Here is a 21,954-nt window from a genome sequence, read left to right on the forward strand (position 1 = left end):
GATAAACTAGAGTTTGTACTCTAGTTGTGAGTCAGATCACCAGTAAATGATTAACTCACTGCGATTGACTCATAGCTAGGGCTGTTAAGGTTAACTATCAAGAGGTCTGACTATGTTTCTGTTTGAACCCTTATCCTCGCATCACATTATTGCTGGGGTTGCCGTATTAGCGGCATTAATCATGCTCAACGAGATATCACGGCGTAATTTATGGGCGGGTATCGCCTGTTTTATTGTGCTTCCTTTGGTGCTGACTTTTACTGTCTGGCAGGACACTACCTCTGCCGAAGGCTCTACCGTTGGAACCTGGTTTCACTGGGCGAAAGTCTATTCATGCTTAGCCGGATGTATTGGTTTTATGGTACTGCGCTACCTAAAGGGCGCAGTAAACAATAAATTTATGCTGTTCTTTCCGGCGTTAATTTTGGGGGTAAATATCTTTGAGGCAGTGCTTAGGGATTTTCAGGTGTCTAGTTTTGGTGAACTCAGCCTACATGATGGCATGATGATCCAAGGCGGCGCTTGGAACATATTCAACGGGATAGCCGGTATTTTAAATATTGTCACCATTTGCGGCTGGGTGGGAATTTTTATCAGTAAGAAGAAAACTAAAGACATGCTGTGGCCAGATATGTTGTGGTTTTGGATCATAGCCTATGATCTGTGGAACTTTGCCTATGTGTATAACTGCGTACCAGATCATGCCTTCTACGCTGGTGCTATGTTACTACTTTCTTGTACTATTCCAGCCTTTTTCATTCAAAAAGGAGCCTGGCTACAGCACAGGGCTCATACTTTAGGCTTTTGGATGATGTTTGTCATGACCTTCCCCTCCTTTGTCGATACCTCTAGCTATGCGGTGAAATCATCGGGCAGTACAGATGCACTGTGGCTGGTTTCTATCTTAAGTTTTGTGGCTAACTTAGCAGTGTTTATCTACCAAGTTAAACGCATTAGAAATCGTAAACTAAGCCCAACCCGTGATGAGCTTTACACAGATCTCAATGCTTACCATGAGGTTGCCGCTTTAAAAGAGGGCTATGTTGCACCTAAGCGCTAGCAATCGAGTGCTATTGAGTTGCCAGTGATGAGCTAGCTTGCTGTTGCCATATCACATTATTAACTTTCATCAATTCATTAGCTTGCCATTAGCTAACGATATTGAAAGACAACAGGGCCTGTATCTATACGGTGCGGGCCTTTTTAATTAACCTAAGCTCAATAAGGCATAAACAGAAGTCGCATAAAAATAGGCATCAGAGATATTAAGCAGTGACTTACTCTCTTTTAGTTAAACTAGATACTGCAACACCTACGACGTTTAGTCATTTAATAGTAAGCAACTAAATCATACAAGGTAAAATCGAAGCCGCACCGACCACTCAACCATTAGATTAAGTAATGCTAAAAAATTATTTATTACTGTATTTTATGCTGGAATACAGGCAAAATCCGCTTTCTTTTGGTTAGCTAGAATGATCTTATGTTAGAAGTAAAAGTAATCAGTGCTTTATGGTTCATCGGCATCTTAGCTGAAGCTATGACAGGCGCCCTAGCGGCGGGTAAAAAACAGATGGATCTTTTTGGAGTGGTAATAATTGGTTGTGTCACCGCGATTGGTGGTGGCACCCTGCGCGATATGCTCCTAGGAAATTACCCCCTAATATGGGTTGAAAATGCACATTACTTGTTAGCCATAGCAACCGCCTCACTGTTAACCGTGATGATTGCACCGTTAATGCGTTACTTATCACGCTTGTTTCTAGCCATTGATGCTGTCGGTCTAGCAGTATTTTCTATTGTGGGTGCACAGAAAACCTTAATGCTGGGTTACAGCACTGAGATTGCGATTGCGATGGGAGTTGTGACTGGCGTTTTTGGTGGCGTTATCCGTGATGTGCTATGCAATCAAGTCCCGCTTATTTTTCAGAAAGAGCTATATGCATTAGTGGCTTTGCTAACGTCTGCTTTATATGTGGCGATGAAACTAAATGGGGTTGTTGAATGGATAAGCCTATCTGTTGCACTGACCTTTGGCTTTAGCTTTAGAATGCTTGCAATCCGCTACCATTGGTCAATGCCTAAGTTTGACTATCAATGTCAATCAAACAATATCCATTAACAGCCACTAAATTGGCCCAATGGAACAGACAAGCCATTGTAAAAGAATAATTGTTTGACACAGGTTTAGGCTCTACAAGGGAGCGACTATATTGAGTTAAACAGGACGCTCCAACATCTACAACTTTTTGGGTTTAGTAAAAGCGGCTAAATTACGCGATTCGCTACAGTTTTCTACATGTAGAGCGAATGAAAAATAAGGCCAAAAGCCTTCAGTGAGCAGACAATTGCTTTGACTTATCGGGGCGTCCATATATGCCCTAGGGCTACCGCAAAAACGTTTACCACTCAAAAACTGTTCGATAAAAAATCATGCCCTACACCCTGATATATGACCCTTGGATTATTGACCATTTATGATTTCGGCCTGTGAAATCCATCATTAACCCAACCCCAAGTATCAAGATAATTACTAGTATTCCACTGAGGCAGTTTTTCTTTAATAGAGACATTTTATAATGACACCCATTGTTACATTTTATAATGACACCATTGTTAAATTTTTTGGATTTAGTCTTTAAGATTTTAAGCACACAGCTAACACTGAAACTAACGAGTTGAGCTTAGCTGATTTGCGCAACGACCGTCTACTCTTGTAAAAAAGTAGGACGTCGAAGCGAGCTACAGGGAAGTATTCACGCGTGTCGTAGAGTGAACACCAGAGTGAGACTGTATGATCATTTCAATCAACCAGTGAATAGTGCCAATACTCTGTTTTCGTTCACTTACTCATTAATCTAAATATTGATATTAACCATCGCAGCATTTGTGAGTCCTTTCACATCAGAAAGGATATTCTACTTTAGTTGAAATCAACAGCCATGGACGAATCTGGATTAAATCAAACGCTGCGTGTCGTAGACTTTCTCGAGACAAATGCGCCATGGCAAGCCTGTATAGCGAAATTAAACAAACTCCCTTTCTAATCTTCAGTTTTTAGCATTAAATCTCACAAACTAACACTCACGCCGATGCGGTACTGCTCGTCGAGTTGGGCTAGGTAACTGTGCCAGCTATTGTCTGCTTTCTCGCTGCTGCCTGCCTGCTCTAGCTCTTGTTCCAACTTTTGATCTTGGCTGTGCTGTAGTGGTACAGACAACCAATCCAGCTGCAGGCCTTTAGTTAACGGGCTTTCGGCTAACCCATAGTGACCAGATTGAGCTTGATTTATCCGTGTCATCACAGCTTGTTGCGCTGGCGAATAGTCGATATCAGCTGTGACTGATTCTGGTGTGACTGGTTCTGGAAAGTTAACACTCATAACGCCACTTTCTGCACTATTGAAGCCACTTGGGCCTGGGTTAACACCACTTTCTGCACTGCTAAAGCTAAACAAGCCGTCCAAGCTTAGGCGGTGGATCTTTGGTTCTTGGCTGTTGCTGTTAGTGCTAGCAGTATTATCACTGTTTTGACGCTGGCGCGCGGCGTTAATATCGAAGCTGAAACGAGTAAGTTTCATGGCAAGACCTTTGCCGCAGGCCTTGATGTAGGATTCTTTTAATGCCCATAGGTCGAAGAAACGATGCCGCTGCTTGGATGCATCTAAGGCCAATAAGTCGGTGATTTCAGCCTCAGCGAAATAGCGTTTTAGAATAGTGTGGATGTTAGTGCTGTCGCGGCGGCGCTCGATATCAACCCCCAAAGCGTAACGTTTGCCATGAGCGGGGGCTTGCAGCACTCCAATCAATAACCAATCGCCTGAGTGACTTAAGTTAAAGTTAATCCCCGTTTGGGCGTATTGCGCCGCCGTTAATTCGGGCTTGCCTTGCTTGCCGTATTCAAATTGCCACTCATCAGGTAACAACCTGCCATGTGAAGGCGTATGCAAAGACAGCACATGGCGTAACGCAGCCCTGACAATTAAAGCATTATTGCGGCTTTTTGGCTGATAACGGCCAACTTTGGCTTGCTCATCGTCACTGAGGCACTTGAGTAACAGCGCCCGTTGAGATGAATTAATGGGAGCTAACGGCAACAGGTATAGATGCATCTCGCTAACGAGTGGCTCGTTTGCTAGCCGCTCACGGGCTTGGGCTCCACAAGAGGAAAGCGCGTTGGAAGAAAGCTCATTGGGCATAGGGGGCTCTTGGTATTGAAATTAATCTCTTGTATCGCGATTAAATTGGCTCACCTGCCCATGATAACAGCGGCGAAATACCCTGTCTTGAAATTATATTTAGCGCATTAGACTGATTTTTAGTTCCGCATGATTGTATCGGAGTGAAACCTCAGGTAATCTGCCATGGTTGTTTTTTAGCATGACAGATTTTTTAAGCCAAAACGCTAGATTAACAACAGATTATTTGATCTCATCTGAGCCTGACTAGAATAAGAGTCCCACTAGATTATATGGATAGCCAAGATTAAGATGACCTCAAGCGCATCCACCAGCACCAAGGCCAATGACGCCGTTCAAACCAGGGTTAATCGAGCCAGCACTGAGCAGACGAGTACTAAGCAGACGAGCGCAGAGCAAACAAGCATTAAGGCCCAGGCCAGTGCTAAAGCCAGTGCCAAGGCAAAGCTCAAACCCCTTACTCATAAAAAGCCATCTGCCAGTCAAAAACGTCACTCCAATGCCACCACCACTCCCGAAATGCGCGCTTTTATTCAATCATCTCCCATGAGCGTCGCGGAACTGGCAAAAATTCTAAATATTAGTGAAGCCACAGTGCGCAAATGGCGTAAACGCGACTCAATCGATAATAGCTCTAACACGCCCCACAAACTCAACACCACCCTCTCCCCCATGGAAGAATACGTGATGCTGGGGCTGCGCTATCAATTGAAAATGCCCTTAGACAGGTTGCTTAAAGTCACTCAAGAATTCATTAACCCCAATGTGTCCCGCTCCGGCCTTGCCCGTTGTTTAAAGCGCTTTGGGGTATCAAAACTTGATGAATTCGACAGCCCCTATGTGCCAGAAAAATTCTTCAACCAGCTGCCTGTTATTCAAGGCACTGACGTTAAAACCTACACCTTAGATCCCAAAACCTTGGCCGAAACCTTGTCGCTGCCAAGCCCAGATCCTGACAACGTAGTGCAAGTGGTGTCCTTAAGCATTCCCCCAAAGCTCACTGAGCAGCAGAATTACTCTGTGCTGCTTGGGGTCGATTTCAAGACCGACTGGGTTTATTTAGACGTCTATAAAGACAGCCATACCCAAGCGACCAATAGATACATGGCCCATGTGTTAAAGCATGGTCCGTTCCACTTACGTAAGTTACTGGTAAAAAATTATCACAGCTTTTTAGCGCGCTTTCCCGGCGCTAGCATGGCCGCCAACCCTGTGTCGCAGCACAAATCGGCCACTCACCTACATCAGGTAACTGACACCCAGTTACCCAACGGAGACTCCCATGAGCCAATCCAAGAATAATACCGACAAGCGTTTAAATAAGCGTTTGAAGGACATGCCCGTTGCCATAGTCGGCATGGCGAGCATTTTTGCTAACTCTCGCTATTTAAATAAGTTTTGGGACTTGATCAGCGAAAAAATCGATGCCATTACCCAAGTGCCTGACACTCATTGGCGCGTAGAAGACTATTACGATGCCGATAAATCGGCGCCGGATAAAAGCTATTGTAAGCGCGGCGGTTTCTTACCCGAAGTCGACTTTAACCCGATGGAGTTTGGCCTGCCGCCTAATATCCTAGAGCTGACCGATTCATCACAATTGTTGTCACTTATCGTGGCCAAAGAAGTATTAGCCGATGCAGGTGTAGGCGCCGATTACGACACCGACCGCATAGGCATTACCTTGGGCGTCGGTGGCGGTCAAAAGCTTAACCATAGTTTAAGTGGCCGCCTGCAATACCCTGTACTTAAAAAAGTATTTAAAAGTAGTGGCCTTAGCGATGAAGACACTGAAATGCTGATCAAAAAGTTTCAAGATCAGTATATCCATTGGGAAGAAAACTCATTCCCGGGATCTTTGGGTAACGTGATAGCAGGCCGTATCGCCAACCGTTTCGATTTAGGCGGGATGAACTGTGTGGTCGACGCCGCTTGTGCAGGCTCCCTTGCGGCGCTGCGTATGGCGCTGACCGAACTTACAGAATGTCGCAGCGACATGATGATAACCGGCGGCGTGTGTACCGATAACTCACCGTCCATGTACATGAGCTTCTCAAAAACCCCAGCCTTTACCACCAACGACACCATCCAACCCTTTGATATCGATTCAAAAGGCATGATGATTGGTGAAGGTATTGGCATGGTTGCATTGAAGCGTCTTGAAGATGCTGAGCGCGATGGCGACCGTATTTATGCTGTCATTAAAGGCGTTGGCGCCTCATCGGACGGTAAATTTAAGAGTATTTATGCCCCGCGCCCTGAAGGCCAAGCCAAAGCATTAAAACGTGCTTATGATGACGCAGGTTTTGAGCCGCACACTATTGGCTTAATTGAAGCTCACGGTACCGGCACTGCCGCCGGTGATGTTGCCGAATTTAACGGTTTAAAGTCAGTATTTTCAGAAGGCTGCGATAACAAACAGCACATAGCTTTAGGGTCAGTTAAATCCCAAGTGGGCCACACTAAATCAACCGCGGGCACCGCAGGATTGATAAAGGCGGCGCTGGCGCTGCATCACAAGGTATTGCCGCCGACCATCAATGTGAGTAAGCCAAATCCAAAGCTTGGGGTTGAGGATTCACCGTTTTATTTGAACACACAAACCCGCCCTTGGTTGCCCCGCACCGATGATACGCCGCGCCGCGCAGGCATTAGCTCATTCGGTTTTGGCGGCACTAACTTCCATGTGGTGTTAGAAGAATATAAGCAAGACCATGGCCGCGATGCCAAGTACCGTCATCGCGCCGTGGCGCAAAGTTTATTGATAAGCGCCGCCAACAAGGCAGGGTTACAGACTGAGTTGACTCAGCTATTAAATGAACTCAATGGTTTAGATACCAAATGCCCGAATGGGGTTGAGATTGAGTTAGCAAAATTAGCCAAGCGCTTCGCGGTGACTGGCATTGACAGCAAAGCCGCTCGCATCGGTATTGTGGTCAGTTCATTAACAGAGCTGACTAAAGAGCTTACCCAAGCCATTGCCCAGCTAAGTTCAAATTCAGCTGATAGCTGGCAATTGCCTTCTGGTACCAGTTTCCGCACTAGCGCGTTAGTGGCTAAAGACAGCAATGCCAAAGTCGCCGCGTTATTTGCCGGCCAAGGCTCACAGTATTTAAATATGGGCATCGATTTAGCCTGTTATTACCCTGAGATGCGCCAGCAATTGATGCTAGCCGACAAGGTGTTTGCCAAAAACAAGCAAACGCCGTTATCGCAAATTCTATTCCCCATTCCAGCCTTTGAAGCCGATGTGCTCGCGGCACAACAGACGCTGCTCACTAATACTGCCAATGCTCAAAGCGCCATAGGTGCAGTGAGCATGGGGCAATATCAGCTATTAACCCAAGCAGGCTTTAAGCCTGACATGGTCGCAGGCCACAGTTTTGGTGAATTGTCGGCATTATGCGCCGCTGGCGTGATTAACCAAGATGATTACTATCAATTAGCCTTTGCCCGTGGTCAAGCCATGGCCGCAACGCCAAAAGATCAAGATGCAGGCGCCATGTATGCGGTGATTATTCCCGCAACCTTAGACAATGGCACGGCGCAGCTTGAAAAATGCATCAAAGATTTTGATGGCGTGAAAGTGGCTAATTACAATTCACCGACTCAGTTAGTGATTGCAGGCCCAACAGCAACCACCAGCGATGCAGCAACAGCGATTCAAGCACTAGGCTTTAAAGCTATTGCCTTGCCTGTCTCTGGCGCCTTCCACACACCGCTTGTGGCCCATGCACAACAGCCTTTTGCTAACGCAATCAACAAGGTCAAGTTCGCCAAACCTAAGCTTAATTTATACGCTAACGGCACAGGTAAGCTGCACCCTAAAGATCCTAAGGCCATCCAAGCCGCTTTTAGCGATCACATGCTGCAATCGGTGCGCTTTAGCGAACAATTACAATCTATGTTCGATGCCGGTGCCCGGGTGTTTGTCGAGTTTGGCCCGAAAAATATTCTGCAAAAATTGGTTGAAGGTACCTTAGGCAACCAAAGCGATGCTGTCAGCGTGATAAGCCTTAATCCCAACCCTAAGGGCAACAGCGACACTCAGTTGCGCCAAGCCGCGACTCAACTTGCAGTACTCGGTTTAAGCCTCACAGAGGTTGACCCGTATCAAGCACCGATTGCTGAATTAGCTAAGTCATCGCCGATGAACGTCAAGCTAACGGCAAGCAACTTCATCAGCCCTGCGACCAAAGCCAAAATGCAAAAGTCACTGGAAACCGGCCAAGTGGCCCTGAAGCAAGTGAAGATTGAAGTACCGGTTGAAGTGACTGTCGAAAAAATTGTTGAGAAGATCGTGGAAAAAGAAGTGATTAAAACTGAATATATTGAAGTGCCACAAGCAGGCGCAGCAGCGAGCCAAGTCAATCGCCCAGTGGCGGGTTCAAGCGCCGTTAATGTTAATGCGACTGCCGTGAGCCAAGGCAGCTTAGGGGCATTTTTTGCCGCCCAGGAACAAACCGCTCAACTGCATCAGCAGTTTTTAGCCATCCCCCAGCAATACGGCGATACCTTTGCAAGCTTAATGGCAGCGCAAACCCAGATGGCGGCATCGGGCATGGCAATCCCTGAAAGTTTGCAGCAATCCATGGCGCAATTCCACCAGCACCAAGCGCAAACCCTGCAAAGCCATACTTTATTCCTCGAACAGCAAGCACAATCGAACCAACAAGTGTTGGCCATGCTAGCCGGTCAAGCGCCAGTGCCTGTTCAAAAAGCCCAGATTCAACAAGCGCCTGTTCAACTTGCGGCTCAAACTGCTGCGCCCCAAGCGACGGTTCAAACTGCTGTGACTCAAACACCTGTCGCTCAAGCTGCTGTGCAAAATCGCGCAGCGCCGGCTCCACAAGCTGCCGTTGCTATGTCAGCTCCAGCGCCTCAAGTGACGCCAGTTAAAGCCCCCGCTCCAGTTGCTGCGGCGCCTGTTTCTTCAACTGCTCAAGCGGTTGTGAGTTCAGGCTTAAGCGCGCAAAAGGTGCTAAACACCCTGTTAGCAGTGGTGGCAGAAAAAACCGGTTACCCCACTGAAATGCTAGAGCTTGGCATGGACATGGAAGCCGATTTAGGTATCGACTCCATCAAGCGGGTTGAGATTTTAGGCACAGTGCAAGATGAGCTTCCTGGCTTACCTGAACTTAGCCCTGAAGATCTCGCCGAGTGTCGCACCTTAGGTGAAATCGTTGCGTATATGAACAGCAAATTACCTGTGCAAAGTGCCTCGGTTGCCACTTCTGTTCAATCTGCCCCCGTTCAAGCTTCAGCCTTGAGCGCGCAAACAGCCTTGAGCGGACAAACAGCCTTGAGCGCGCAAACAGCCCTGAGCTCAGAGAAAGTACAAAGCACCATGATGTCAGTGGTTGCCGACAAAACCGGCTATCCAACTGAAATGCTTGAACTTAGCATGGACATGGAAGCCGACCTTGGTATCGATTCTATCAAGCGGGTTGAAATTCTAGGCACAGTGCAAGATGAGCTTCCAGGCTTACCTGAACTTAACCCAGAAGATTTAGCCGAGTGTCGCACCTTAGGTGAAATCGTTGACTACATGAACAGCAAGTTGCCAGCAGCAGGCGCAAGCCCAGTTGCAGCAACGGTAGCATCAGCACCTGCTTCATCAGAAAGCCGCGGCTTGAGCGCGCAAAAGGTCCTTCAGACCATGATGTCAGTGGTTGCCGACAAAACTGGCTACCCAACTGAAATGCTAGAGCTTGGCATGGATATGGAAGCCGATTTAGGTATCGACTCTATCAAGCGGGTTGAAATTCTAGGCACAGTACAAGATGAGCTTCCAGGCTTACCTGAACTTAGCCCAGAAGATTTGGCTGAGTGCCGTACACTTGGTGAAATCGTGGCTTATATGGGCAGCAAGCTGCCAGCCGCAGGCGCCATGAACTCTCCACTGTCAGCACAAGCAGCTCCAGCATCAGCCTTGAGCGCTGAAACAGCCTTGAGCGCGCAACAGATACAGAGCACCATGATGGCTGTGGTTGCCGACAAGACAGGCTACCCAACTGAAATGCTTGAACTTAGCATGGACATGGAAGCCGACCTTGGTATCGATTCTATCAAGCGGGTTGAAATTCTAGGCACAGTGCAAGATGAGCTTCCAGGCTTACCTGAACTTAATCCAGAAGATTTAGCCGAGTGTCGCACCTTAGGTGAAATCGTTGCTTACATGAACTCTTGTCTACTCGCCGAAGGCTCACGCCTACCCGCTGAGGGCTCCCAATTAATAGCTGAAGGCTCTCTACACGCTGAAGGCTCACGCCTACCCGCTGATGGCTACCAATTACCCGCTGAGGGCTCTCTACCAACTGTTAGCAATGGATTAAGTGCTGAAACAGCCTTGAGCGAGAAAACAGCCTTGAGCGCGCAAACAGCCCTGAGCTCAGAGAAAGTACAGAGCACCATGATGTCAGTGGTGGCCGACAAAACCGGTTACCCCACTGAAATGCTTGAATTGAGCATGGACATGGAAGCCGATTTAGGTATCGACTCTATTAAACGGGTGGAAATTTTAGGTACGGTTCAAGATGAGCTGCCAGGCTTACCAGAGTTAAATCCTGAAGATTTAGCTGAGTGCCGTACCTTAGGTGAAATCGTGGCTTATATGAACTCTAAGCTAACTGCTGAGGGCTCTAATCTGCCAGCCGCAGGCGCTATGAACTCTCTACAAACCGCTGAGGGCTCTAATGCTGTCACCGAACCAGTGAAGGCAGCAAGTACAGCGGCAGAGCTAGCGAACGATTTGCCTCCACATCAGGAAGTCGCGCTAAAAAAGCTACCAGCGGCGGATAAGTTAGTTGATTGTTTTTCGAAAGACGCCTGCATCGTCATTAATGATGACGGCCACAATGCCGGCGTATTAGCAGAAAAATTAGTGTCAACGGGCCTAACCGTCGCTGTTATACGTAGCCCAAAAGCCATTACCAATAAGCAATCTCCACTAAGTAGTGCTGTTGCTAGCTTTGAGTTAACTGAAGTGAGTGATGATGGGGTTGCTGCTGTGATTGCGCAAATTAGTGCCAAACACAAGATTGCAGGCTTTGTGCATCTACAACCTCAATTTGCTGAAATCAAAAACGCATTACCACTCAGTGGTGCGGGCTTTAACGCGGTTGAACAAGCCTTCTTAATGGCGAAGCATTTACAACAAGGCTTTGAAACCTTATCAAAAACTGAACGTGTTAGCTTTATGACCGTGAGTCGTATTGATGGCGGCTTTGGCTACTTAGATGCAAGCGCCTTAGCCAAGGCTGAGCTAAACCAAGCAGCATTATCAGGCCTTAGCAAAACACTGAGCCATGAATGGCCAAACGTGTTCTGCCGCGCCTTAGATATTGCACCAAGCTTTGAAGCGGTTGAACTCGCTCAAGCCATTATTAGCGAGCTGTTTGATCTTGATACCACAATCACTGAAATCGGCATCAGCAAGCAAGGTCGTAACACGCTTATTGCAACGGCTTGTGCACAAACGCGTTACCAAACCACGACATTAAACAGCGATGATACTGTGCTGGTAACGGGCGGCGCAAAAGGCGTGACCTTCGAGTGTGCCCTAACCTTAGCCAAACAAACTCAATCGCACTTTATCTTAGCCGGCCGTAGTGAGCACTTAGCGGCAAATTTACCAAGCTGGGCTCAAGGCAAGCAAGCCAATGAGTTAAAAGCTGCTGCCATTGGCTATATTCAATCCCAAGGTGACAAGCCAACCCCTAAGCAAATTGATGCCTTAGTGTGGCCTATTAGCAGCAGTTTAGAGATAGACCGCGCGCTTAATGCATTTAAAGACGTGGGCGCCAGCGCTGAATATATCAGTATGGACGTGAGCTCTGATCTAGCCATTAAACAAACGCTTAAAGGCCTTAACACCATTACCGGCATCATTCATGGTGCGGGCGTATTAGCCGATAAACATATTCAAGACAAAACCTTAGCTGAGTTAGGCCGTGTGTATGGCACTAAAGTGTCCGGCTTTGCCGGCATTATTAACGCCATAGATGCAAGTAAGCTTAAGCTGGTGGCCATGTTCTCATCTGCGGCGGGGTTCTACGGCAATACAGGCCAAAGTGACTACTCAATGTCTAATGAAATTCTCAATAAGACAGCACTGCAACTTGCGGCTAACTACCCACAAGCCAAAGTGATGAGCTTTAACTGGGGCCCTTGGGATGGCGGCATGGTCAGTTCAGCATTGAAGAAGATGTTTGTTGAGCGCGGCGTGTACGTTATTCCATTAGATAAAGGCGCAAACTTGTTTGCTCACAAGCTGTTATCTGAATCTGGCGTGCAATTACTGATTGGGTCTGATATGCAAGGCTCTGGCACTTCATCACAAAATGATGCGTCACAAGCGAGCGCTGCTGTAAAAAAGCTTAATGCGAACTCTTTGCCTGCTGCAATGAGTTCGCTGACACTTTGTTTTTCTGCTGCCAATAACAGCCACACGGTCGAGCGAGTACTAGACCCCGCTGCCATGCCCTTCATTGAAGATCATTGCATTGCGGGTAATCCAGTGCTACCGACCGTGTGCGCGATTCAATGGATGCGCGAAACCGCGCAGCTATTGTGCGGACAGCTTGCGAGTGTGCAAGAATATAAATTGCTCAAAGGCATCATATTCGACACCAACGAGCCACAAGTCCTGCGTCTAACCCTGACGCAAACTGAGACGGGCTTAAGTGCGCTAATCGAAAGTCGCATGCAAAGCCAAGCTGTAGACAGCCCGTTAAGGCCGCAATATCAAGCGAGCCTTGTTGTGAATGAAAAAGTTGTTAATGAAAAGCTGGTGAACAAGAAAGTTGTTAACAAACAGCCAGATAATGCTTCAACGACGCTGCCAACGGCCGCTATCGATGCTCAGCTATTAGCTAATGCAGGTAAAGTAATTAGCACTGACAGCGAGCTTTATTCAAACGGCAGCTTATTCCACGGCCCTCGCCTACAAGGGATTAAGCAAGTGCTGATCGCCGATGACGAGCAGCTAGTATGCAAAGTTGAATTACCGCAGATTAATCCGCTGGATTGCGCCGGTTTTGCCCCAACATTAACCTTGGGGGGCAGTCAGGCATTTGCTGAAGATTTGCTATTGCAGGCCATGCTAGTGTGGGCGCGGATAAAATTTGACGCCGCCAGCCTGCCATCAAGCATTGGCGAGCTAACAACTTATGCGCCGTTCGCCTCTGGCGAACAAGGTTATTTAGTATTGACGGTAGTCAAAAGCTCAAGTCGCTCGCTCACTGCTGATATTGCGCTTTATCATCAAGATGGCCGCTTAAGCTGTGCCATGAAAAATGCTAAAACCACTATCAGTAAGAGCTTGAATGAGGCCTTTAGTGCGCCGCGTAATAAGCGAGAACCCGCATGAACTTAAGCCCTCATGTTGCAACTGGCGGCGCGTTAATCGACACCGCGGCCTCAAAAGCCCTAAGTGCGGCGCAGCTTGTCGATGCAGTTAAGGCGCGCCAAGTCTTGCCGCTTCGCATTGCTGTGTTGCTTAAGGCGCCCAATATGCCTGAGGCTGATATGCAATTTGTGACTGTGGATAACAGTCACAAATTAGGTTTTGAGCAAGCGCTTGCCACTGCGGCTAAGCTATTAAGCGCGCCTGAGATAGAGGCCAATCAAAAGTGTGTCATCATCAATTTGGCTGACACCCTATGGCTACTGCCAGCTTTAGATGCGGCAAAAAATGCCCTGCACCCTCACGCTTTTATCAATGGCGTTGGGATAGCGGCCAATAGCCAAGATGCGGTTAACCAAGCACTAGTCCATGCAAAACGCGCGCACCTCAAGCCTAAAGTGCTACAGGTAAACTGCGAGTGTGCAAAAGACAAGTTACGCCGATTAGCGGCCTTAGTGACCGCCATAGCTCAAAGGCAAACGCTGGATGGTGCTGAATATTGGTTTTGCGATTTTCATCAAAGCCGCGTTGCCGCCTTTAGCAATACTTTTACCCAAACTGCGCCTCAAGATGCTCATCAAGCCATCATTTTGACCCAAGGCTCGGCAGTCATTGCCGCTAAACCTTTGCTTAATCAAGACAGATTGTGGCTACCCCTTGGGGCTGAAAGCGTAAATAATTTGCAGGCTAAATTAGCATCCACTGCACGCATATTCAGTGGGTTAAGCACCCCGTTAGAGGGGCTGAATGCTATCAAGCGTGCCCTAAGTGAATATCAAGCAAACTCAGCTAGCGCCCCGTTAACTGCCGTTGTGATGGCCACAAGTTTTGCGGCACTTAAGGCTGAATTGAATGCTATGGCGCAATTCATTGAGGCCAGCGAACCTAATGCGCCAATTAGCTACAAGACCCCAGCGGGTAGCTGCTTCACCAGTCAGCCATTAGGCGAGCAAGGCTTAAGCTTTGTCTATCCCGGTGTTGGTACTGTTTATCCCAATATGTTCAAACACTTGGGCCACGCCTTCCCTGCACTGTATAGCGAGTTTGAAAAGCAAGGCGATTTACAGGCCATGTTACAAAGCCAGCTCATCTACCCAACAGCTGATGAAAATGCAGCAAACGGTAAGACAAGTGCAGCTGCTAATGTCACAGCACAGAGTATGAGTTTATCTGAGCTGGCCATTTCTGGTGTTGGTATCAGTTACATGCTAACCAAGTTGTTAGAAAAAGAATTTAACATCAAGCCTAAATTGGCCTTAGGCTATTCCATGGGCGAAGCCTCAATGTGGGCCAGCTTGAACGTCTGGCAACAACCCCACAGCTTAATTGATGCCACCCAAACAAGTTCGTTATTCACCCAAGATATTTCCGGCGCACTGAATTGTGTTAGAAAAGATTGGCAGTTAACTCAAGCTAATGGCCAAACTGGCGGGCACACTAACGGGCAAGCTGATGAAATAGTGTGGAACAGCTTCGTGACCCGCGCTACCCCTAATGAATTAACCCCACACCTTAAGGATTTCCCGCGGGCCTATATCGCGATTATTCAGGGCGATACCTGTGTGGTAGCAGGCTGTGAAGCCAGCTGTAAAGCCATGCTTAAACAAGCGGGTAAACGCGGTATTGCGTCCAATAAAGTCACCGCGATGCATACCCCGCCTGCGATGCAAATTATTGAGCAGGTAAAACAATTTTATCACCAACCACTTATGGCTAACCTGCCCAGTGAGATTAAATTTATCACAGCCACTGAAGCTGAACCTATCATGCTAAACCCGGATGCCATCGCCCAATCCATTGCCGACACTTTTTGCCATCAATTGGATTTCACTCAGTTAATTGCCAAGGCTTATCATCACGGCAGCAGATTATTTGTGGAAATTGGCGCCGACAGGCAGACCAGCACCTTGATTGATAAAATACTGGCATCTCAAGCGCCGCTGCAAAACGTTAACAACCAACCCAGTCCCGCCCATGCTATTGCCATCAATGCCAAAGGCGCGGATGAAAGTATCAGTTTATTGAAATGTTTAGCCCAGCTATTAAGCCACCGGGTTTCTATGTCATTCGCACCTTTTATGGACAGCATTGAACAGGCCATTGAGGGTTTAAGCCTTGGCCTTGATGCAGATTTATCACAAGCTGCAGCTCACTTAATTTCAGAAGGAGAACCTCATTGAGTTCTCATAAATTACCAAAAATTGCCATCGTAGGCCTTGCGAATCAGTACCCAGATGCCGATACGCCAGCGAAGTTTTGGCAAAATCTGTTGGATAAAAAAGATTCACGCAGCCAAATAAGCCAGCAAAAGCTGAATGCCAACCCCCAAGATTACACAGGTGTTCAAGGTGAGTCGGACCGCTTTTATTGCGATAAAGGCGGCTATATTCAAGATTTTACATTTAATGCTAATGGCTACCAGCTCCCCGCCAGTGCCTTTGAAGGTTTAGATGACAGCTTCTTATGGGCAACCGATACCGCCCGTAATGCTTTAACGGATGCTGGCATTGGCTTAAGCGATAGCCGCTTATCCCGCACCGGTATTGTGATGGGCACCCTGTCATTCCCAACGGCTAAATCCAATGAGCTATTTGTGCCGCTTTACCATGACGTGGTTGAAAAAGCCCTGCAGCTGAAACTTGCGCAACCAAACTTTGTGCTCCAAGGTTTTGGCAACGAGCAGCCCCTTGGACAGACCCGCTCAATCAATTACCGCAATGGCAGAATCGCTCACAATGCCTCAAAGCTTGTGGCCGACGCGCTCGGGTTAGGCGGCGCGCAATTAAGTTTAGATGCCGCCTGTGCAAGTTCAGTCTACGCCCTTAAATTGGCCTGTGATTACTTGCACACAGGCAAGGCCGATATCATGCTGGCGGGTGCGGTATCTGGCGCCGATCCTTTCTTTATCAACATGGGCTTCTCGATTTTCCACGCCTATCCAGATCACGGTATTTCAGCGCCTTTTGATAGCAACAGCAAAGGCTTATTCGCCGGTGAAGGTGCTGGCGTGTTAGTGCTTAAACGCCTTGAGGATGCCGAGCGCGATGGCGACCATATTTACGCCCTCGTTAGCGGCATTGGCTTGTCCAACGACGGTAAAGGTCAGTTCGTGTTAAGCCCCAACAGTAAAGGCCAAGTGCTTTCCTTTGAGCGCGCCTACCGTGAAGCCGATATTGCACCTGCCAGCATTGAAGTGATTGAATGCCACGCCACCGGCACGCCGCTGGGCGACAAGGTCGAGCTCACCTCCATGGAGCGCTTCTTTGAAGATAAACTCAGTGGCAGCGCCACCCCATTAATTGGCTCGGCTAAATCCAACTTAGGACATTTGCTGACCGCCGCTGGCATGCCTGGGATCATGAAGATGATTTTCGCCATGCGCCAAGGCGTGTTGCCCCCCAGTATCAATATCAGCAGCCCAATCGCCTCACCTAATCAATTGTTTGGTCAGCAAACCTTGCCCAATGAAGTCTTGCCTTGGCCTGACAAAGCGGGCAATAAAGCCCGTCATGCTGGGGTGTCTGTATTTGGTTTTGGTGGCTGTAACGCCCATTTATTGATTGAATCTTATGATAATGATGCCGCCAAGACCCCGAACACCTTGCAAGGTCAGTCAAGCCTAGATGCTGCCAATACTGAGCTTCATATAACGGGTATCGCGGCGCACTTTGGCAAAGCCCATAGCATTAATGTTCTGGCGCAAAAGATAACTCAGCAAGAGTCCTTAATGACGACTCTGCCTGCCGAGCGCTGGAAAGGGCTTGAGCGTCATCCAGAGATTTTGGCCCAGCATGGACTCCTTGCAGTACCTCAAGGCGGCTATATCGATGCCTTTGATTTTGATTTCCTGCGTTTCAAAGTGCCGCCCAATGAAGATGACAGATTAATCTCTCAGCAGTTGTTACTGATGAAAGTCGCCGATGAAGCCATTAATGATGCCAAACTCAAACCCGGCAGCAAGGTTGCGGTATTAGTGGCCATGGAAACTGAGCTTGAACTGCATCAGTTCAGGGGCCGCGTTAATCTGCATAGTCAAATAGCCCAAAGCCTTAAGGCCCAAGGTGTTGCGCTAACAGATGATGAATACCAAGCCCTAGAAGCGATTGCCATGGACAGCGTGTTAGATGCCGCCAAGCTGAATCAGTACACTAGCTTTATTGGCAATATCATGGCGTCGCGCATTTCATCACTGTGGGACTTTAATGGCCCAGCGTTTACGATTTCAGCGGGCGAGCAATCTGTGAGTCGCTGTATCGATGTGGCGCAAAACCTGTTTGCCTTAGGCTCAATCCAAGAGCCCTTGGATGCGGTGATCATAGCGGCGGTGGATTTATCTGGCAGCATTGAAAATACCTTGCTTAAAAACGCTAGTTTAGCGGCATCTGGCATTCAGATGAGCGATATCAGTGCCCGCCCTTGGCACGTGGGTGAAGGTGCTGGCGCTATTGTGTTGCAAGCCGACGCGTCTGCTAGCAGCTATGCCAGCATCAACAGGCTGCAATTTTCCGCGACGAACAAGGCTGAAACATTAATCGCACAAGTAAACGCCCGAGTATTGGCTCACCCCGATGCCTTGATTGAAATCAATCTCGCACCCGAGAGTCAATTTGATCCCTTGGCGCAAAATCTGATCAACAAGCTAGCCGTTGGCAACCATGCAGTCAGCCAGGCGCAAAACTCAATGGGCCACAGCTTCGCCGCCTCTGGCATGGCAAGCTTGCTGCATAGTCTTGTTCTACTCAACGGCAAAGCCAATGCTCATGCCACTAATGCTCATGCCACCCATTCTCAGGCCAATGTACTGAGCGTCAGTGAAGATCAGTGTTCAAACCTTGATATCAGCCAGTCTCAAACCCAGCAACAATCTTTGGGTCAGCGCTTGGCCACACCACTGACACAGCAGCTTTCAGATACCATAACCACTGGCAGTAAGCTAAGCCTGATCAAGCAAGTGAGCCTTGGCGGACGGGATATTTATCAGCACATTCTTGATACGCCAATTGCAGCCATAGAGAGCATTAAAGCCAAATGTGCTCACATCGCCCCACAAGCACAGACAGCTCCCCCTATTGCAGTGGTGCCGAATGCAGTAACTCCTATGATAAAGACGCCATCGACGACACAAACCGCGACTTCAACAGAGACTACCCAGACTATTATGCCTAATCTAACATCGGCTTCGACGGCCTCCGCGAGTCAAAGTGCCACGTCTAAACTCAGTGCCACGACTATGCAAAGCGCCACTCGCTTGCCGCCAGCGCATTTAAGCCCGTTCCAACAAAATCAGTGGTTAGCCCAGCAAGCGCACATTGCGTTTTTGCAAAGCCGCGAGGCAGGTTTAAAGGTTGCCGACAGCTTGCTAAAACAGCAGTTAGCGCAGGCTAATGGTTCGCCCCAAGCGGTTAACGTATTGGCGAGTGCACTACCTACTCAAGTGACTGCCACTGCCCAAGCGACGTCTACTCAAGTATCACTAAATCAGGCCGCTCCTGTTCATTCAACGCCTGATCACTCAAGCGTGCCCGCATATACCGCGCCAATTCCTGCCGACAAGCCCTGCATTTGGAATTATGCTGACTTAGTCGAGTACGCTGAAGGTGATATCGCCAAGGTCTTTGGCCCAGATTATGCCATCATAGACAGCTATTCTCGCCGGGTGCGCCTGCCCACCACGGACTACTTGTTAGTCTCACGGGTCACTAAGCTTGATGCGGTAATGAACCAATATAAGCCTTGTTCTATGACCACGGAATACGATATTCCTGTGGATGCGCCCTATCTTGTCGATGGGCAAATTCCTTGGGCCGTCGCGGTGGAATCGGGCCAGTGTGACTTAATGCTAATCAGCTACTTAGGCATAGATTTTGAAAACAAGGGCGAGCGAGTTTATCGTTTACTCGACTGCACGCTGACCTTCCTAGGTGACTTGCCCCGTGGCGGCGACACACTGCGTTACGACATAAAAATCAATAACTTTGCTAAAAATGGCGACACCTTATTATTCTTTTTCTCCTACGAGTGCTTTGTGGGCGACACGCTTATTCTTAAAATGGATGGCGGCTGCGCGGGCTTCTTTAGCGACCAAGAGCTGGCCGACGGTAAAGGGGTGATCCACACCGAAGCTGAAATTAAGCTGCGTCAAGATGCGATGAATAACCCTAACAAACCTCGTTTTGAGCCACTGTTGCACTGCGCCCAGACTCAATTCGATTACGGCCAAATTCATCACCTGCTTAATGGTGACATCGGCAGCTGCTTTGGCGGTGAGCACGTAAGCCACCAGCTGCAAACCGGCCTGCAACCCTCTTTATGCTTTGCGTCTGAAAAATTCTTGATGATAGAAAGGGTCAGCAAGCTTGATGTCCGTGGCGGCGCCTGGGGCTTGGGCTTAATCGAAGGTCATAAGCAATTAGCGCCGGATCACTGGTATTTCCCGTGCCACTTTAAGGGCGATCAGGTAATGGCAGGCTCATTAATGGCCGAAGGTTGTGGTCAATTATTGCAGTTCTTTATGCTGCACCTTGGCATGCATACCAAGGTGAGCAATGGCCGCTTCCAACCCCTTGAAAATGCGTCACAAAAAGTGCGTTGCCGCGGGCAAGTATTGCCGCAACATGGCGAACTGACCTACCGCATGGAGGTCACTGAAATTGGGTTAAGCCCGCGCCCTTACGCTAAAGCCAATATCGATATCTTGCTCAACGGCAAGGCGGTGGTGGATTTCCAAAATCTTGGGGTAATGATCAAAGAAGAAAGCGAATGTAGCCGCTATACGCAGGCATCGCTAACATCTACAGCAGCAAGTCAGGGGTTAACATCTACTGATACAAGTCAGACTCATAAAGCACCATTAATGGCGCAAATCCCTGATTTAGCCGCCTCGGTAAATAAAGGGGTTATTCCCCTTAAGCATGTTGAAGCGCCGAAAGTCGCTGCAGATTCAAAATACGCTAACCGCGTACCCGATACTGTGCCTTTCACCCCTTATCACATGTTTGAATTTGCTACGGGTAACATTGAGAACTGCTTCGGCCCAGACTTTAGCATTTACCGCGGCTTAATTCCCCCGCGCACCCCTTGCGGTGATTTACAGCTCACCACCCGTGTGGTTGAAATTAACGGTAAACGCGGCGAGCTTAAAAAGCCGTCTTCGTGTATCGCCGAATATGAAGTGCCCGCCGATGCCTGGTATTTCAAGAATAACAGCCATCAAGGGGTCATGCCCTACTCGGTGTTAATGGAGATTTCATTACAACCTAATGGTTTTATCTCAGGCTACATGGGCACGACGCTCGGCTTCCCTGGGCAAGAGCTGTTTTTCCGTAACTTAGATGGCGGCGGCAAATTACTGCGCCAGGTGGATTTACGCGGCAAGACCATAGTCAATGATTCTAAGCTGTTATCTACCGTTATTGCCGGCAGCAACATCATTCAAAGCTTCACCTTTGAGCTCAGTGTTGATGGCGAGGCTTTCTATACCGGCAGCGCGGTATTTGGCTACTTCAAAGGCGATGCGCTTAAAAACCAGCTAGGTATAGATAACGGCAGAGTCACCCAGCCATGGCATGTTGAACATAATGTCGCGGCCGACATAAGCGTGAATTTACTGGATAAGACTTCTAGGGTGTTTAATGCGCCAGCTAGCCAGCCTCATTATCGCTTAGCGGGCGGGCAGCTTAACTTTATCGACACAGCCGAGATTGTTGAAACCGGCGGCAAATACGGTAAAGGTTATTTAGCTGCTTCACGCACCATAGATCCAAGCGATTGGTTCTTCCAATTTCATTTCCATCAAGATCCTGTCATGCCTGGCTCATTAGGCGTTGAAGCCATTATCGAGTTAATGCAAACTTACGCCATCAGCAAAGACTTAGGCAAAGGTTTCATTAATCCTAAGTTTGGCCAAATTTTGTCGGACATAAAATGGAAGTATCGCGGCCAAATTAACCCATTAAACAAACAAATGTCGCTGGATGTGCATATCAGTGCCGTCAAGGATGAAAACGGTAAACGCATCATCATAGGCGATGCCAATCTGAGTAAAGATGGCCTGCGTATTTATGAAGTCAAAGACATCGCTATCTGTATTGAAGAAGCTTAATACCAATCACATTAATTATGTAATCAATCAGAGCGCCTCAAGCTTTTCAGTTCAAGGCGCATTAATGCAGTAAGGGTTATTCCCTTTCAAATTAATGCAACACTGAAGTGGAACGCTTGAGACGCTCCCGTAGGACGGGTTTCAAAGTGTATTTCTCTGCGTTGAAGACTTTTGACATAGCACCACTATGCCTTCAAGTCTGTGCCTTGATTAATACACTTTGAACTCCCGCTGAATGGCCAGATAATT

General features: G+C 48.0%; 7 protein-coding genes. 6 read left to right on the forward strand and 1 reads right to left on the reverse strand.

Features of this window, described 5'->3' with window-relative positions; genetic code table 11:
* The first annotated feature begins 112 nt into the window (after positions 1-112).
* Together H5073_RS02235 and H5073_RS02240 are read left to right on the forward strand one after the other, a co-directional pair.
* On the forward strand, positions 113-1,060 hold the full coding sequence (locus tag H5073_RS02235) for a DUF5692 family protein (RefSeq protein WP_182676510.1): 948 nt from the start codon (positions 113-115) through the stop codon (positions 1,058-1,060).
* Between the two features lie 423 nt (positions 1,061-1,483).
* Positions 1,484-2,122: a trimeric intracellular cation channel family protein gene (locus H5073_RS02240; RefSeq protein ID WP_182676512.1), complete on the forward strand. Its 639-nt coding sequence runs from the start codon at positions 1,484-1,486 to the stop codon at positions 2,120-2,122.
* Positions 2,123-3,070: 948 nt separating this feature from the next.
* Here H5073_RS02240 and H5073_RS02245 read toward each other — a convergent pair.
* Entirely contained in the window at positions 3,071-4,198 is a 1,128-nt protein-coding gene (locus H5073_RS02245; RefSeq protein ID WP_310734219.1) for a 4'-phosphopantetheinyl transferase superfamily protein, read from the reverse strand.
* A gap of 291 nt (positions 4,199-4,489) precedes the next feature.
* Here H5073_RS02245 and H5073_RS02250 point away from each other — a divergent pair, with 291 nt between their 5' ends.
* Genes H5073_RS02250 through H5073_RS02265 form a run of 4 tightly spaced genes read left to right on the forward strand, consistent with a single transcriptional unit; the run spans position 4,490 to position 21,705 of the window.
* Positions 4,490-5,500, forward strand: coding sequence for a helix-turn-helix domain-containing protein (locus H5073_RS02250; RefSeq protein ID WP_182676514.1), 1,011 nt, complete (start codon positions 4,490-4,492; stop codon positions 5,498-5,500).
* Positions 5,481-13,568, forward strand: coding sequence for a type I polyketide synthase (locus H5073_RS02255; RefSeq protein WP_182676515.1), 8,088 nt, complete (start codon positions 5,481-5,483; stop codon positions 13,566-13,568). Before H5073_RS02250 ends, H5073_RS02255 begins: the two co-directional genes overlap by 20 nt.
* Positions 13,565-15,784, forward strand: a complete 2,220-nt coding sequence (locus H5073_RS02260) for a PfaB family protein (RefSeq protein WP_182676517.1) — start codon at positions 13,565-13,567, stop codon at positions 15,782-15,784. The genes H5073_RS02255 and H5073_RS02260 overlap by 4 nt, the downstream gene beginning before the upstream one ends.
* On the forward strand, positions 15,781-21,705 hold the full coding sequence (locus H5073_RS02265) for a beta-ketoacyl synthase N-terminal-like domain-containing protein (protein WP_182676519.1): 5,925 nt from the start codon (positions 15,781-15,783) through the stop codon (positions 21,703-21,705). The genes H5073_RS02260 and H5073_RS02265 overlap by 4 nt, the downstream gene beginning before the upstream one ends.
* Positions 21,706-21,954 lie beyond the last annotated feature (249 nt).

This window comes from Shewanella sp. SR44-3 (genome assembly GCF_014163735.1).
GTDB lineage: Bacteria > Pseudomonadota > Gammaproteobacteria > Enterobacterales > Shewanellaceae > Shewanella.

What these genes read in the sequence shown, in the direction of transcription:
- H5073_RS02240 (WP_182676512.1), top strand. Translation starts at nt 1,484, where the DNA reads ATGTTAGAAGTAAAAGTAATCAGTGCTTTATGGTTCATCGGCATCTTA.
- H5073_RS02235 (WP_182676510.1), top strand. Translation starts at nt 113, where the DNA reads ATGTTTCTGTTTGAACCCTTATCCTCGCATCACATTATTGCTGGGGTT.
- H5073_RS02250 (WP_182676514.1), top strand. Translation starts at nt 4,490, where the DNA reads ATGACCTCAAGCGCATCCACCAGCACCAAGGCCAATGACGCCGTTCAA.
- H5073_RS02255 (WP_182676515.1), top strand. Translation starts at nt 5,481, where the DNA reads ATGAGCCAATCCAAGAATAATACCGACAAGCGTTTAAATAAGCGTTTG.
- H5073_RS02260 (WP_182676517.1), top strand. Translation starts at nt 13,565, where the DNA reads ATGAACTTAAGCCCTCATGTTGCAACTGGCGGCGCGTTAATCGACACC.
- H5073_RS02245 (WP_310734219.1), bottom strand. Translation starts at nt 4,198, where the DNA reads ATGCCCAATGAGCTTTCTTCCAACGCGCTTTCCTCTTGTGGAGCCCAA.